At 53.8% G+C, this 13,736-nt stretch carries 13 protein-coding genes; all 13 read left to right on the top strand.

What is annotated here, in order from left to right; translation table 11 throughout:
* Position 1: 1 nt before the first annotated feature.
* The 13 genes from nuoE (at position 2) to KJZ99_08500 (ending at position 13,677) form a co-directional block, all read left to right on the top strand.
* Positions 2-544, top strand: a complete 543-nt coding sequence (nuoE, locus tag KJZ99_08560; protein MCL4305953.1) for an NADH-quinone oxidoreductase subunit NuoE — start codon at positions 2-4, stop codon at positions 542-544.
* The gene (gene nuoF / locus KJZ99_08555) at positions 541-1,800 is read left to right on the top strand and encodes an NADH-quinone oxidoreductase subunit NuoF (protein MCL4305952.1); all 1,260 of its coding nucleotides are present in this window, start codon (positions 541-543) and stop codon (positions 1,798-1,800) included. Before nuoE ends, nuoF begins: the two co-directional genes overlap by 4 nt.
* Positions 1,757-3,361: a DUF2142 domain-containing protein gene (locus KJZ99_08550; protein MCL4305951.1), complete on the top strand. Its 1,605-nt coding sequence runs from the start codon at positions 1,757-1,759 to the stop codon at positions 3,359-3,361. Before nuoF ends, KJZ99_08550 begins: the two co-directional genes overlap by 44 nt.
* A gap of 27 nt (positions 3,362-3,388) precedes the next feature.
* A complete protein-coding gene (locus KJZ99_08545; GenBank protein MCL4305950.1) occupies positions 3,389-5,065 on the top strand; it encodes a (2Fe-2S)-binding protein in 1,677 nt (558 codons plus the stop codon).
* Between the two features lie 3 nt (positions 5,066-5,068).
* Complete coding sequence (locus tag KJZ99_08540) at positions 5,069-6,175, top strand: NADH-quinone oxidoreductase subunit H (GenBank protein MCL4305949.1); 1,107 nt, start codon at positions 5,069-5,071, stop codon at positions 6,173-6,175.
* A 54-nt stretch (positions 6,176-6,229) separates the two neighbouring features.
* Positions 6,230-6,781: an NADH-quinone oxidoreductase subunit I gene (locus tag KJZ99_08535; GenBank protein ID MCL4305948.1), complete on the top strand. Its 552-nt coding sequence runs from the start codon at positions 6,230-6,232 to the stop codon at positions 6,779-6,781.
* Between the two features lie 84 nt (positions 6,782-6,865).
* Positions 6,866-7,843 carry a nitronate monooxygenase gene (locus KJZ99_08530; GenBank protein MCL4305947.1) on the top strand — a complete coding sequence of 326 codons (978 nt, stop codon included), beginning with the start codon at positions 6,866-6,868 and terminating at the stop codon, positions 7,841-7,843.
* A gap of 5 nt (positions 7,844-7,848) precedes the next feature.
* Positions 7,849-8,229, top strand: a complete 381-nt coding sequence (locus tag KJZ99_08525) for an aspartate 1-decarboxylase (protein ID MCL4305946.1) — start codon at positions 7,849-7,851, stop codon at positions 8,227-8,229.
* Positions 8,226-9,707, top strand: a complete 1,482-nt coding sequence (locus KJZ99_08520) for a leucyl aminopeptidase (protein ID MCL4305945.1) — start codon at positions 8,226-8,228, stop codon at positions 9,705-9,707. The genes KJZ99_08525 and KJZ99_08520 overlap by 4 nt, the downstream gene beginning before the upstream one ends.
* Position 9,708: 1 nt before the next feature.
* Positions 9,709-11,382, top strand: coding sequence for a 4Fe-4S dicluster domain-containing protein (locus KJZ99_08515; GenBank protein MCL4305944.1), 1,674 nt, complete (start codon positions 9,709-9,711; stop codon positions 11,380-11,382).
* A 5-nt stretch (positions 11,383-11,387) separates the two neighbouring features.
* The gene (locus KJZ99_08510) at positions 11,388-12,125 is read left to right on the top strand and encodes a hypothetical protein (protein MCL4305943.1); all 738 of its coding nucleotides are present in this window, start codon (positions 11,388-11,390) and stop codon (positions 12,123-12,125) included.
* Positions 12,125-12,997, top strand: coding sequence for an MBL fold metallo-hydrolase (locus KJZ99_08505; protein ID MCL4305942.1), 873 nt, complete (start codon positions 12,125-12,127; stop codon positions 12,995-12,997). Before KJZ99_08510 ends, KJZ99_08505 begins: the two co-directional genes overlap by 1 nt.
* Entirely contained in the window at positions 12,994-13,677 is a 684-nt protein-coding gene (locus tag KJZ99_08500; protein MCL4305941.1) for an aquaporin, read from the top strand. The genes KJZ99_08505 and KJZ99_08500 overlap by 4 nt, the downstream gene beginning before the upstream one ends.
* Positions 13,678-13,736 lie beyond the last annotated feature (59 nt).

Below are 13,736 nucleotides of genomic sequence, written 5' to 3'. Positions count from 1 at the left end.
CATGCAAATTCCCGAGACACTTAAGAAGAAGGCAGAAGAGTTTGTCTTCCGTTATCCGGAGGACAAACGGCAGTCTGCGTTGATTCCGTTGCTCTTTGAGGTGCAGCGCGAGCTGGGGTGGATTACACCTGAATCTGAAGTTTGGGTAGCCGAAACATTGGGTGTGTCAGCGATCAAGGTGCGTGAGATCATCACGTTTTATTCGATGATGCGCGCAGAACCTTCCGGGAAATACTTGATTCAATTCTGCCAGAATATCTCGTGTTGTTTGATGGGTGGGGTGGAACTCCAGCGTCACATCGAAGAGAAGCTTGGTCTTCATCCCGGCGAGACGAGCAAAGACGGGTTGTTCACGCTAAAGTGTGTGGAGTGCCTTGGAGGTTGTTCCTGGGGGCCGATGCTACTCGTGAATGAAGATCAGTATTTCCAACTGACCACGGAGAAAGTTGATCGCATCATCAATGGATTACGGGCAGGTGAACCTGTTCCTGCCGACAATCCGACACCACTGCTCGGGAACGTGGCAGGAGAGAAGGTGTCATGATCGGTAACGGATCCACATTGCTCCTTTCTCGCAACTTTGCCGTGGATAATATGGCCTCGATCGACGTGGCCATGAAGAACGGCGCATACGAGCAATTCAAGCGCGCGCTGAAGATGAAGCCCGAAGAAGTAACACAGGTTGTCAAGGAATCCGGTTTGCGAGGTCATGGTGGCGCGGGATTCTCGACCGGCACTAAATGGGGCTTTGTTCCGAAGGATAAGTTTCCGCGATACGTCACCGTGAATGGCGACGAGTCCGAACCGGGCACCTGCAAAGATCGACTCATCCTTGAACGCGATCCGCATCTCCTGATTGAAGGCGCGTTGATCTGCGCCTATGCCGTTCAGGCCGAGCGGATCTACATTTACATTCGTGGCGAGTATTTCTATCCCACGATGGTCACCGCCCGAGCGGTTCAAGAAGCCTATGCCAAAGGCTTCGCTGGACAGAATATACTGAACAGCGGCTGGTCATGTGGAATTCACATGCACAATGGTGCAGGCGCATACATCTGCGGCGAAGAAACTGGACTGATTGAGTCTTTGGAAGGGAAGAAGGGTTGGCCGCGCTTAAAGCCGCCTTTCTATCCAGCGGCAATCGGCCTATGGGGGCAGCCGACGATCGTAAATAACGTCGAGACACTCGCATTTGTTCCGCGAATTCTCGAAATCGGCGCTGAGAAGTTCTCTTCGCTCGGATCGCCTAAGAACGGAGGTACTGCACTCTATTCCCTGTCCGGTCATGTCAATCGGCCGGGTGTGTATGAGTTGCCCATGGGCACGCCGCTTATGGACTTGATTGATAAGTTTGGTGGCGGCATCCCCAACGGTAAGAAGCTCAAGGCAGTGATTCCTGGCGGGTCGTCCTCGCACATTCTTACAGCCGAAGAATGCGAGAACCTGCCGCTTGATTTCGAATCGGTTGCTGCACGCGGCTCGATGCTCGGCAGTGCGGCCGTGATGGTGATCGATGAGACGGTGTCGATTCCGAAGTTGATGCACTGGATGGTTCGTTTTTACGCGCATGAGAGTTGCGGGCAATGCACTCCCTGCCGCGAAGGTACTGACTGGCTCTTACGTTTATCCAAGAAATTCCTTGACGGGACGGCACGCAGGCGCGATATAGATGACATGTGGGAACTGGCGGACAACATAGATGGCAAAACCATCTGCGCGCTCGGTGCCGCAGTAGCCTGGCCAACCAAGAGCTACCTTGTCAAATTCCGCCACGAATTCGAAGCGGCCTGCAGGAACTGAGTGGATTTTCCGGCGACATCACTTAGTCGCCGCGTTCTTGTTCTTTGTGACGGCTCTGATTTGGAGCCGGACGGTACCGCTCTTTGAAGCGCCGGACGAGCTTTCACATTACAGATACGCTGAGTTTATCGCCGCTCACGGCAAACTCCCCGACGGCGAAGACGTCAAGAACTTGTGGGAAGGGTTTCAGCCGCCGCTCTACTATGCGCTCTTGGCCGGGCTGATTCGTTCTGGTGTCGTTCAAACAGGGGTCGTCCCCGTTGAGAACGAGCGGTATGAGTCCTTGGGATCCAATCGGGAATTGAATCTCTTCGATCACCGAGCCATTTTAGAGAGAAGCAGCTCCGCGTCAATTCGAGGCGTATATCTGTTTCGGATGTTGAACGTGTTATTTGGGTCTTTGCTGATTCTTGCTTGCTTCAAGCTGATGCAAGAGATTCGGGCGGAGCGCGTAGGGGATCTGCTGGTCGTCGTCTGGTGCTTTGTTCCTGCGACGTTATTCTCTGCGGCGACCATTACCAATGACATCCTCGCTGCGCTTCTATCGGTGTGCGGAATATGGTACTACCAGCGATATCGCAACACGGGATCGCAGATAACTGTTCTTTGGTCGGCACTTGCTTTCGGGTTCGGAATCATGACGAAGAGCACGGTGCTGATTCTCTGGGTAATGCTGTTGCTTCTCGAGGTGCTACGGTCCCCAAGATTCAAGCCAACGCTATCCCGAGTTCTCTTCGGCGCAGTTCCGCTTCTTCTCGGGGGAGCCGCCGCCTATCGTTCTTTGTCGCTGCATCCGGTAATGGATCCTGATCCCATCCGGCTGGCATGGATCAACAGCAGTCCGCTCTGGCAAGCTCTCTCATGGCCGTTGACGTTTGCCAAGATGGTGTACTGGTCACTCGCAACGTCAGTTGGTGTGCTTGGTGCGCAGACTGTATGGTTACCCGGTTGGGTATATGGGCTGTTCTTCGGGTTCCTGGTTGCTCTGATGAATCATGCAAGACCACAGGAAGGTGGTGTCCGGTCGCGTTGCCAAGAGATTGTGGCTCGCCACACTGTTGTGGCGGCATCACTTCTTGCATTACTTATTCTGCTTGTCGCGACTACGGCTCGTTTTCGTGCCTCGGGCGAAACCATGAACGCCCGGTTGCTTTTGGGATATGTTCCGGGCCTGCTCGCGGGCTTGGCCTTGTTCGCGCGCGACATGTCGGTAGAGAGGATAGCCGGACTTCCACGCTTCTCTAAGAGTGTGACCATAACTGCGTCCGCAGCAGTTGTACTGTTGGCCTTGCCAAATAGCTTACTGAACGGCATTGCGGAATCTATTGGCAGCGCGCTGAACTTACGGCATGACGCTTCATACTATTCTGAGGTGTTTCGGCGTGGTCTGCAGGCACTTGCAGTTATCGGTTTGATGATACTCTTAACGCGGCCACTCTTGCAACGTCTTGTGGTGTTTAGGGTTGGCAGACACGGATGGGTTATTCTGATTGCTTGTGCTGGCGCACTGCTAAATTTGGCGTTGCTTTTTTCTTATGTTGAACCGGCTCTCGTATTGTAAGAACGAGTAGTATCACTAACGACTATTATGCCCTGGCTTGAAGTAGACGGCAAACCGGTTGAAGTACCGGCAGGAGTAAACCTCATCGAGGCGGCAAGGCTGCTTAATGTGGAGATACCGCATTATTGTTACCATGCCGGGCTGACTGTTGTGGGCTCGTGCCGTATGTGCCAGGTCGAAGTAGAAACTGGCGGACGTAAGAGTGTCGCGATCGCCTGCAATACGAAGGCCGCCGACGGCATGAAGATCACGACAAAGAGCGAAGAGGTCTTCAAGCTACGCCGCTCAGTACTTGAGTTCTATTTGCAGCATCATCCTCTCGATTGTCCGATTTGCGATGATGCGGGCGAATGCGACCTCCAGAATTACTATATGGAACACGGTCTGCACGACAGCCGAATGCCGCTGGCAGAGAAGAAGCATAAGCATAAAGTTGTGGATGTCGGGCCGACCGTTGTGTTGGACAGCGAACGATGCGTGCTCTGTTCTCGCTGCGTGCGCTTTTGCAGAGAAGTTGTGGGCAGTGATGAACTGGGAATTTTCGGGCATGGTCGCGACGCAGAGTTGCTGAATGTCCCGGGCAAGCAGTTAGACAACGACTACTCGGGCAATGTTGTGGACTTGTGCCCCGTCGGCGCGCTGACAGACAAGGATTTTCGTTTCAAGCGCAGGGTTTGGTACATGAAGCGCACGGCATCTGTTTGCACAGGCTGTTCGCGTGGCTGCAATATCTTCATGGATTGGGAAATCGACCGTCGCTACAAAGACCCTGACCGGCGTATCCAGCGTTTGAAGCCGCGCTACAATCGCTTGGTCAATGAGTGGTGGATTTGCGATCAGGGACGCTACAGCTATCACGCGGTGGATGCTCCCAATCGCGTGCTCGTACCACGTGTCAATTCTCAGGGAAACGGACACTCGCCTTCAGTCGATGAAGTCCTGGCCCGCGCAGCGGCTCAAGTGGAACGAGCCATCGAGAAACACGGCGCAGACTCAGTTGCAGTTATTGGTTCGGCCGCATCTTCGAACGAAGACCTCTTTCTCCTGAACAAGCTATTCATCGAGAGATTGGGGATTCAGAACATCGACGTCACCTTCGGCTTTGAAAAGAAGGGTAAGGAAGATGACATTCTGAAACGGGCGGATCTTAGTCCGAACCGTCGCGGAGCGCTCGAACTGAAAGTTCGGCCCTGGGGGGATGGTCAGGGTGGTGACGATCTGATTTCCGCCGCCGTAGAAGGGGAGTTCGAAGTCGTTATCGTGATTCGTCACGATTTATCAGCAGTGCTTTCAGCCCGCGACTTGGCGAAGCTTCGCAAAAACACGGCCTATGTTCTGTATGTCGCTTCACATGAAAACGGTTTGACCGAGGTTGCGGACGACGTCCTGCCGTTGGCGATGTGGGCGGAGCGCGAAGCGACTTATACAAACTTTCAAGGCCGCGTACAGAAGACACAGAAGCCGTTTGATCCCAAGGGTCTCGCAGTTGCAGAGTGGGAACTTTGGCAATCTTTGAGCGCGAAGCTCGGCTTGAGTCTTTCGTATGTGAAGGCTCAAGAGGTGTTTAATGCGATCGGTGAGACTTTTGAAGGATTTAAAGGCCTGACTTGGGACTCTTTAGGCACGGGTGGCAAGATGCTGAGTAACGCCCCGGAGCCGCAGTATAGGCGGGTACAGACGTCAAGACCACTTCCGGCGTACTAAAATATGTTTATAGACCTTGGAATAATCGTCGGCAAAATTGCCTTTGTGCTGGTCAATATTTTGAACGGCGCCGGCATCTTGACATGGGTCGAACGCAAACAGAGCGCTTTGATATCGGATCGTATTGGTGCGAACCGCGCGTCGATACTGGGCATCAAATTGCTCGGTTTGGTTAATTCGTTGGCCGACGCGCTCAAGCTTATCTTCAAGGAAGACTTTGTTCCCCCCAGAGGTGTGCGCGTTCTGCATTTTCTGGCGCCGGTCTTTGCCATGGCACCTGTCTTCTTCACGATGGCAATTATCCCGTTTGGTCCGCCAATTGAATTGTGGGGACGCGAGGTCAAGCTGCAGATTCTCGATCTCGACATTGGGATGCTGTATATTCTTGCGTTCGGATCGATGGCCGTCTATGGTACAATGCTTGCCGGCTGGGCGTCGAACAGCAAATATGCGTTGCTGGGCGGCATGCGTGCCTCTGCTCAAATGATTTCCTATGAAATCATTCTTGGCCTGTCCCTGATTGGTCCTATCCTCGTCTTTGGTACGCTTGAACCGGGTAGGATGGTTTTCGCGCAGAATAATTACCTGTGGGGATGGCTGCCGCAGTGGGGCGTCATTATGCAGCCGGTTGCCTTCCTGCTCTTCCTGCCTGCCGCAATGGCGGAAACCAAGCGAGCGCCGTTCGACTTACCTGAAGGCGAGTCTGAAATCATCGGATTTGCCACTGAGTACTCAGGGATGCGCTGGGGGATGTTCTTCTTAGGCGAATTTGCGGAAATCGTCGTGCTCGCCGGTGTCATGACTACCGTCTTTTTCGGCGGCTATCACATCCCCTTCCTATTTGACGCGACGGAAAAGCTTGGTCAAGCGGGTTTCCATTTCCCATGGGGTGCCTACTTCCCGCTCGGCGAGTGGACCGTGGTCATCTTGAGAATGGTTGCCTTCGGTGTCAAACTAAGTGTGCTGATGTGGCTGCAGATGCAAATCCGCTGGACATTCCCACGTTTCCGTTACGACCAATTGATGCGTGTCTCGTGGCGCGAAATGATGCCCATCGCACTTCTGAATATCGCCGTTACGGGTTTGCTTGTCTTGTGGCTGGCAAAATAACATACGATGATCACTGTAAGACCTGTCCGCGAAGTTAAACTGTCTGCCTGGCAGATGACCTACTATCCTGAGCTTTTGCGAGGGATGTGGGTCACGTCTCGCCATTTCTTCCAGAACTTCAATCGTTTTGTAGGTCGCGCTCTTGGGATGAAGGTAAAGCGTCCCCTCGTGACGTTCCAGTATCCCGAGGAAAGGCGTCCGATCGCACCGCGCTGGCGCGGCCGTCATAGACTGATGTTGCGTCCAGATGGTGCACCGCGCTGTGTAGCCTGTATGATGTGCGAGACCGCTTGTCCGGACAAGTGTATCTATATTACTGCGGGCGAGGCGCTGGACGGGAGAGTCGAAAAATATCCAGTCGCGTTCGAAATAGATCTTCTGCGCTGCTGCTTTTGCGGACTGTGTGTTGAGGCCTGTCCTGAGGATGCGATTCGCATGGATTCCGGTTACATAGACTTGGGCGGCTACAGTCGGGCAGAGTTCTATATGGATCGCGACTTCATGCTTAAAGATTCCGCACTGACCACTCATGCACAGTATCGCGGAGAGCTGGACGGAGTGGTGGTAACCCGCGTTGACCTATTGGCACAAGCCAAACAGCACTAAGCTGAAGACAACGGTCATATCGGAAATTTGCGGGCCGTACGAAGGAAAATTCGTGCGGCTTATGCTATTGTGACATTTGGTACGATGAGCGACTTTTCCTTGCAATGGCCGTCTTCCCGAATAACTGATTTGTTCGGGATTGAACACCCAATTATTCAGGCAGGCATGGTCTGGACGTCCGGCTGGAAGCTCTGCGTAGCAGTTGCCAAGACCGGATGTCTTGGCATGATCGGCGCGGGATCAATGAAACCCGAGTTGTTGCGCCAACATATTCACGAAGCGCGCAGAGCACTCTCGGCGGACACTCCCTTTGCGGTGAACGTTCCGCTCTTGCGCGGAGATGTAAAGGAACTGATTCAAGTCTGCCTTGACGAAGAGGTGAAAATAGTCTTCACTTCTGCGGGCAATCCGGCGCTGTACACCGAGACTCTGAAGAAATCCGGCGCAACGGTTGTTCACGTTGTCCCAACGGCAAAGCTTGCGAGGAAGTCCGAAGAGCGCGGCGTGGATGCAGTGGTCTGCGAGGGAACAGAGGCGGGCGGTCATAACGGAGTGGACGAAATCCCCACGTTCGTACTTGTGCCGCAGGTTCGTGATGCGGTGAACATTCCGGTGATTGCCGCCGGGGGTATAGTCGATGGCAGAGGAATCCTCTCTGCGCTTGCTTTAGGGGCGGACGGTGTTCAGATCGGCACACGCTTCGCCGCTACGAAGGAATCCTCGTCAAGTGAGCGCTACAAACAAGCTGTCGTGGATGCCGGAGAATCGGACACAATTCTCTCGCTTAAGAAGATTGGGCCGACGAGAATGATTAAGACTCCGTTCGCGCTTAAGTGCATCGAGTATGAACAGCGCTGTGCGACGCCTGAGGAACTGCAAGAGCTTCTTGGTCGCAAGCGAGAGCAGCGCGGAATCTTCGAAGGAGACTGGGAAGAGGGACAATTCGAGGCGGGAATGGGAGCAAGTCTAATTCATGACGTCCCGACTGTGGAGACGCTCGTGAATCGCATGTTGGCAGAATATCGCGCAGCACGGGAACGTGTGGCGGGAAATCGTAGGTGAGTGAAATGTTACGCGAGATACTCGGCGGAAAAATCCACTCCGCAACACTGACAGAAACAAAGCTGGATTACGAAGGCAGTTGTGCCATTGACCGCGATTTGCTCGATGCGGCAGGCATCGCTTGCTATGAGCGCGTTCACGTCTATAATATCACCAGCGGGGCGCGTCTGGATACATACGCAATACCTGCAAAACGCGGTTCAGGCAAAGTCGGCCTGAACGGAGCGGCTGCGCGCCTCGGACAACAGGGTGACAAAGTGATTATTGTCTCGTATGTTCAGGTGAGTGATGAAGAGCTTCCCAAACATCGATCCAAAGTTGTCCTCGTGGACAATCGAAACCAAATTTCCAGAGTTATTGAGCACAAGGGAGCATTGCCCAGATGAAGATTACTCCCGTAACCGGTGCGCTTAAGGGCCGTACCGATGCCATCGCGGTCTGTCTGTTCGACGACGAGCTGAAGGCTCCGAAACTCACAGGGCTGGACAGGCGCACGGTCTCAGCGTTCGCAAAACTGATTTCTGCGTCGAGGTTTTCGGGCAAGCATACAGAGACAGTCGTGCACTTTAGTGATGGTGCTCAGGCTCCGCTGCTCATTTTGCAAGGGCTTGGGTCGCGACAGGACTTTACGTGGCGCCGCCTGCGACTGTCGGCTGGGTCCGTGATTCGCGCGGCAAAGAGTAATTCGGCAAAGAATCTCGCGCTCTTCAGTACGAACTCTTACGGCGGAGATCTCGACGCGGGGAAGACTGCGCGCGCAATTACGGACGGTTTGATCCTCGGTCATTGGAGCTTTGATCATTACAAGCCCAAGTCGAAGCAGGACTCGGTCGCGCAAGTCAGTATCTACTTTGCCACGCCAGCGCGACAGAAAGCGGCGGTAAAACCCATCGCGCTCGCTCAGATTCTCGCGGAATCTCAGAATCTTGCACGCGACTATGGCACGCATCCAGCAAACGTGGTGAATACAGACTACCTGCGGACGGAGGCGCGCAAACTTGCGCGAATGGGAGTCAAAGTCTCGACACTCGAGCGGTCGCAGCTCCAGAAGCTCGGGATGAATCTTCTGCTTGCTGTGGGCCAAGCCAGCGCAATGCCTCCTCGTGTGATTGTGATGGACTATCATCCTCGTGGCGCGAAAAAAACCATTGCCTTTGTCGGCAAAGGGTTAGTCTTCGACAGCGGAGGACTGAACATCAAAGTGACGATGATGGACGAGATGAAGAGCGACATGTGCGGAGCCGCTGCGGTGCTTGCGGCGATGCATGGCATCGCCAGACTCAAGCCGAAGCATCGCGTGCTTGGGGTCATTGGAGCGTGTGAAAATGCCATTGGCGGCAATGCCTATCGCCCCTCGGATATCTACACCGCCTACAACGGCAAGACAGTCGAAATTGGCAACACCGATGCCGAAGGCCGCTTAGTGCTCGCCGACACGTTGTCCTACGTTGTGGACAAGTATCAGCCGAATCTTCTTGTGGACATTGCGACTCTGACCGGTGCGGCCAAGATCGCCCTTGGCAATCACGCGGATGCGGTCTTTTCAAATTCTGAGCAAGTCTCAAAGCAGGTCATTGCTGCTGCGGACGCGGCTTTTGATCGTATGTGGCCGATGCCGCTTTATGAAGAGTATGGCGAGGAAATGAAGGGAGCAACGGCTGTCTTGAAGAACGCCGGATCAGATCGCTGGGGTGGCGCCTGCCGCGCTGCCGCATTTCTACAGGAGTTTGTCGGTGACACTCCTTGGGCGCACATTGACATTGCGCCAACGGCATTCCCTGCCGTTCCGTCGTCGCTCTCGCCGCGAATGACCGCCAGCGGGACTGCGACAAAAACGCTTATTGAGTTGGCGATGGGGGTGTAAGATGCAACGTGAAACTCTTCCAGTAGATGTTCTGATTGTCGGTGCGGGTCCGGCCGGTCTTGCGTGCGCGTACCACCTTAAGCAGCTCGTCAAGCAAGCCAATGCCAGTGGAAATGGCCCCGGCGAGATCGAGATCATGGTCATCGAAAAGGCTCGCGAACTCGGCGCACACAACTTGAGTGGCGCCGTAATGGACCCGCGCGCACTGAACGAGCTTCTTCCTGATTGGCGCGAACGTGACTTTCCCGTGGAGCGATTTGTCGAAGACGAAGGTATCTACTACCTCACTCAGACCGGCAAATTCAAGGCTCCGTGGACGCCGCCCCCATTGCGCAATCACGGCTTTCCAATCGTGTCCGTAAATCGACTGGTGAAGTGGCTTGGCGAACTGTGCGAAGCGGAAGAGATTCTGATTGCGACTGAAACACCCGGCCAGCATCTGACCTACGATGGCACGCGAGTCTCTGGTGTGCAGACCGGCGACAAGGGAGTAAACAAGCAGGGCGAACAGAAGAATTCATTCGAACCCGGAGCCTTGATTGAGTCGCGTGTCACGGTTCTCACGGAAGGAACCCGCGGGTCGCTAACCAAAGAAGCCACAACTCGGCTGAACCTGCACGGCGAGATGCCGCAAACCTACGTGCTCGGAGTCAAGGAAGTCTGGGAACTTCCCAAATCACTCTCGACTCGTGGTACGGTCTATCACACATTGGGATATCCTCTGGGTCAATTGTTCGGAGGCAGTTGGATCTACTCGATGAGAGACAATCTCATCTCGATTGGATTGGTCACCGATCTGGCCTATCGGAATCCTTACACCGATCCGCACTACAATTTCCAGAAATTCAAACAGCACCCGTGGATAAAGGAGCTGCTTCGCGACGGGAAAATGTTGGGCTACGGTGCCAAAACTATTCCCGAAGGTGGCTGGTTCTCAATGCCTAAGCTGTATGCTGACGGACTGCTGCTCGCGGGTGACAGCGCAAGTTTTCTGAACTCTCAACGCCTGAAGGGCATTCACCTTGCCATCAAGTCGGGAATGCTCGCCGCCGAATCAATTCTGTATGCGCTCAAACGTGATGATACTTCGTCGGCATCGCTGAGAATCTATAAAGACCTCGTGGACGCCAGTTGGGTGAGGGAAGAACTCTGGCAAGTGCGCAACTTTCATCAGGCGTTTGAAAGCGGTTTCTTTGGCGGAATGTTTCAAGTTGCGGCGCAATTTGTCTCGAGTGGCCGCGGCTTCAAGGCCAAGCTGCTCTCCGATGAAACGCACACACATATGTCGAAAGTCAAGGAACTCGGCTTAAAGAATCGCGATGAAGTGCTTGCTTCACGGGCTCGCGAGTTTGACCGCGTACTGACATTCGACAAACTCTCAGACGTCTACAAGAGCAAGACGCTCCACGAAGAGGATCAACCTGTCCATCTCCATGTGGCGGATACCGAAATCTGCCGCACCAAGTGCCGCGAAGAATTCGGAAATCCTTGCGAGTTTTTCTGTCCTGCGAACGTCTACGAAATGGTGGCCGACGAAGAACGCGGCGGCGTGAAGTTGCAGATTAACGCATCGAACTGTGTGCACTGTAAGACATGCGACATTATGGATCCGTACAAAATCATCACCTGGGTTCCGCCTGAAGGAGGCGGAGGGCCGGAGTATTCGGATCTCTAAGCGGCGTGTACGATATTCATAATCACGTTCTGCCTGCCGTGGACGACGGTGCGCCTGACCTGCGCGTTTCGATCCGCATGCTTGAGAGTGCGGTTTCTCAAGGCATCACACACGTCTTATGTACTCCTCACGCCAACGATCGGTCCGACTCAAAGGCCAATGACCTGTTTTACCAGCGATTCAACAACCTGCAGTCAGAAGTTGCTCGGCTCCAGTTACCGGTAGAGATTGGTTTGGGTGCTGAAATCATGTTTGGCATAAGCTTAAGAGAAGTACTGGCGCTGCCATTCGCAACGCTAAACGCTACAGGCAAGTACTTCTTGCTCGAATTTCCACGGCAGACCCCCTACGAGGTAATTCTGAACGTCGTCAAAGCCGCGAAACGCTGGGGTGTCATTCCCGTGATCGCACACCACGAACGTTATACATTGGCCTGCCGTAACGAGCAGCAGCTTAGGCAGCTGAGGGTCGAGGGTGCAATCCTGAGCATGGATGCAGGGTCGCTTGTCGGCCAGTTTGGAAGCGCAATCCAGAAGCTCTCTCGAGAGATCATCGCGACCGGACACATCGAGATTCTGGCAAGTGACGCGCATGATGACGACAGGCAGAACTTCTGTCTCGCGGCCGGTCTTGATGCTGCTTCAGTTATCTGCGGTCATGCAAAAGCGCGGCAAATGGTTTTGGATGCTCCGAGACGCATTTGGAACGGAGAAGCGTGGCCACAGTTGGAGGAAATGTCTTAATGAAGCTGGCTGGATACGAGATTATAGCGTTGAACGCGGGAGACTTCAAACTGGACGGCGGTGCGATGTTTGGTGTCGTACCCAAGCCGTTATGGGAGAAACAATGCCCGTCAGATGCGCGTAATCGCATTGAGATGACGACACGCGTGCTATTGATTAGGGACGCTAAACGAACCATTCTGGTTGATGCCGGCATTGGTGATAAAGATGATGAAAAGTTTCGCGAAATTTTTGCGATGACTTTTCCGCGTGGAAGTGTGATTGAAGAACTCGCCAGACACGATGTTTCGCCGGAACAAGTGACTGACGTAATTTATACGCATCTTCACTTCGATCACGCCGGCGGAACGACAGTGATGCGAGACGGATCTGCCCACCCGCTGTTTCCCAATGCGAGGCACTATGTGCAGAGCGCGCAGTATCAGCACGGACTCACCCGCAATCCGCGCGATCGAGCCAGTTACATAGATGCGAATTATGAGCCGGTTCGGGAAGCAGGTCTTCTTGAGTTTCTCGAAGGCGACATTGAACTTTTTCCGGGTTTGCATCTGCATTTGACGTCGGGCCATACTCCGGCACTCCAAATGCTGCGAATCACTGACCGCGCAAGAACGGTGTTCTATCCTTCCGATTTGATCCCGATGGCGGCACATGTGCCGTTGCCCTATATCATGGGCTATGACTTGTTCCCGCTGACCACGCTTAACGACAAAACGCGTTGGCTGGAGCGTGCAGCGCGTGAACGTTGGATTATCATTCTCGAACACGATCCGAAGATTGAGGCAATCACGGTTACCAAGGATGCAAAGGACAGAATAACCATTGATCAATCAGGGTCGTTGGATGACCTCTGGTCTGGAAGCGAACAATGAATTATCGTACATTATTAGCCGAATTCGTCGGAACCTTTGCAATCGTGTTTATTGCCGTAGGAGCGGTTACAGCTGACAGCATTACCAACGGGGCTCTTGGTCTGACGGGCATCGCTTTGGCATATGGTTTGACGTACGGTGTTATGGTCACCGTGACGATGGCGATAAGCGGCGGCCATTTGAATCCGGCCGTCAGTTTTGGCGTGCTTCTCTCCGGAAACATGAATGTTGGGACTTATATAGGCTACGTGGTCGCACAATGTATCGGTGCAGTCGCCGCGTCTTCGTTGCTGGTCAAAGCGATTTCCCCACTTGATCTTGCGTCCGTTAATTACGGAATAACTGCGGTCGGAGAGAGTGCAACGGCGGGCATGGCGACCATTACGGAAATCGTCTTGACATTTATGCTGGTCTTAGCAGTCTATGGAACCATCGTGGATAAACGTGCTCCAAAACTCGGTGGATTGTTTGTGGGATTGGCGGTCATTGCAGGCACTTTCATGGGAGGCCCGATCAGTGGTGCAGCGATGAATCCCGCGAGGTGGTTGGGTTCTGCAGTGATCAGCGGAGACTTCGTGGACTGGTGGGTTTACGTGATTGGTCCGTTGGCGGGGGCGGCTTTGGCGTCCGTTACCTGGTCTTTCTTGGCCAGGCAGGGCGGCGAATCTTCGCAAGCCTAGCGCATGTGTGTTCGATTACCCTATTGCTCTTGACGCGTGGAACCGAAATTGTGAAAAAG

Source organism: bacterium, from assembly GCA_023382385.1.
In the GTDB taxonomy this organism is placed as follows: Bacteria; Electryoneota; RPQS01; order RPQS01; family RPQS01; genus JABWCQ01.
The sequence above is the reverse complement of the archived record's forward strand: the minus strand, read 5'-3'. Positions and strand labels throughout refer to the sequence as shown.

What these genes read in the sequence shown, in the direction of transcription:
- KJZ99_08535 (MCL4305948.1), top strand. Translation starts at nt 6,230, where the DNA reads ATGACCTACTATCCTGAGCTTTTGCGAGGGATGTGGGTCACGTCTCGC.
- KJZ99_08530 (MCL4305947.1), top strand. Translation starts at nt 6,866, where the DNA reads ATGAGCGACTTTTCCTTGCAATGGCCGTCTTCCCGAATAACTGATTTG.
- KJZ99_08545 (MCL4305950.1), top strand. Translation starts at nt 3,389, where the DNA reads ATGCCCTGGCTTGAAGTAGACGGCAAACCGGTTGAAGTACCGGCAGGA.
- nuoF (MCL4305952.1), top strand. Translation starts at nt 541, where the DNA reads ATGATCGGTAACGGATCCACATTGCTCCTTTCTCGCAACTTTGCCGTG.
- KJZ99_08525 (MCL4305946.1), top strand. Translation starts at nt 7,849, where the DNA reads ATGTTACGCGAGATACTCGGCGGAAAAATCCACTCCGCAACACTGACA.
- nuoE (MCL4305953.1), top strand. Translation starts at nt 2, where the DNA reads ATGCAAATTCCCGAGACACTTAAGAAGAAGGCAGAAGAGTTTGTCTTC.
- KJZ99_08515 (MCL4305944.1), top strand. Translation starts at nt 9,709, where the DNA reads ATGCAACGTGAAACTCTTCCAGTAGATGTTCTGATTGTCGGTGCGGGT.
- KJZ99_08500 (MCL4305941.1), top strand. Translation starts at nt 12,994, where the DNA reads ATGAATTATCGTACATTATTAGCCGAATTCGTCGGAACCTTTGCAATC.
- KJZ99_08540 (MCL4305949.1), top strand. Translation starts at nt 5,069, where the DNA reads ATGTTTATAGACCTTGGAATAATCGTCGGCAAAATTGCCTTTGTGCTG.
- KJZ99_08520 (MCL4305945.1), top strand. Translation starts at nt 8,226, where the DNA reads ATGAAGATTACTCCCGTAACCGGTGCGCTTAAGGGCCGTACCGATGCC.
- KJZ99_08505 (MCL4305942.1), top strand. Translation starts at nt 12,125, where the DNA reads ATGAAGCTGGCTGGATACGAGATTATAGCGTTGAACGCGGGAGACTTC.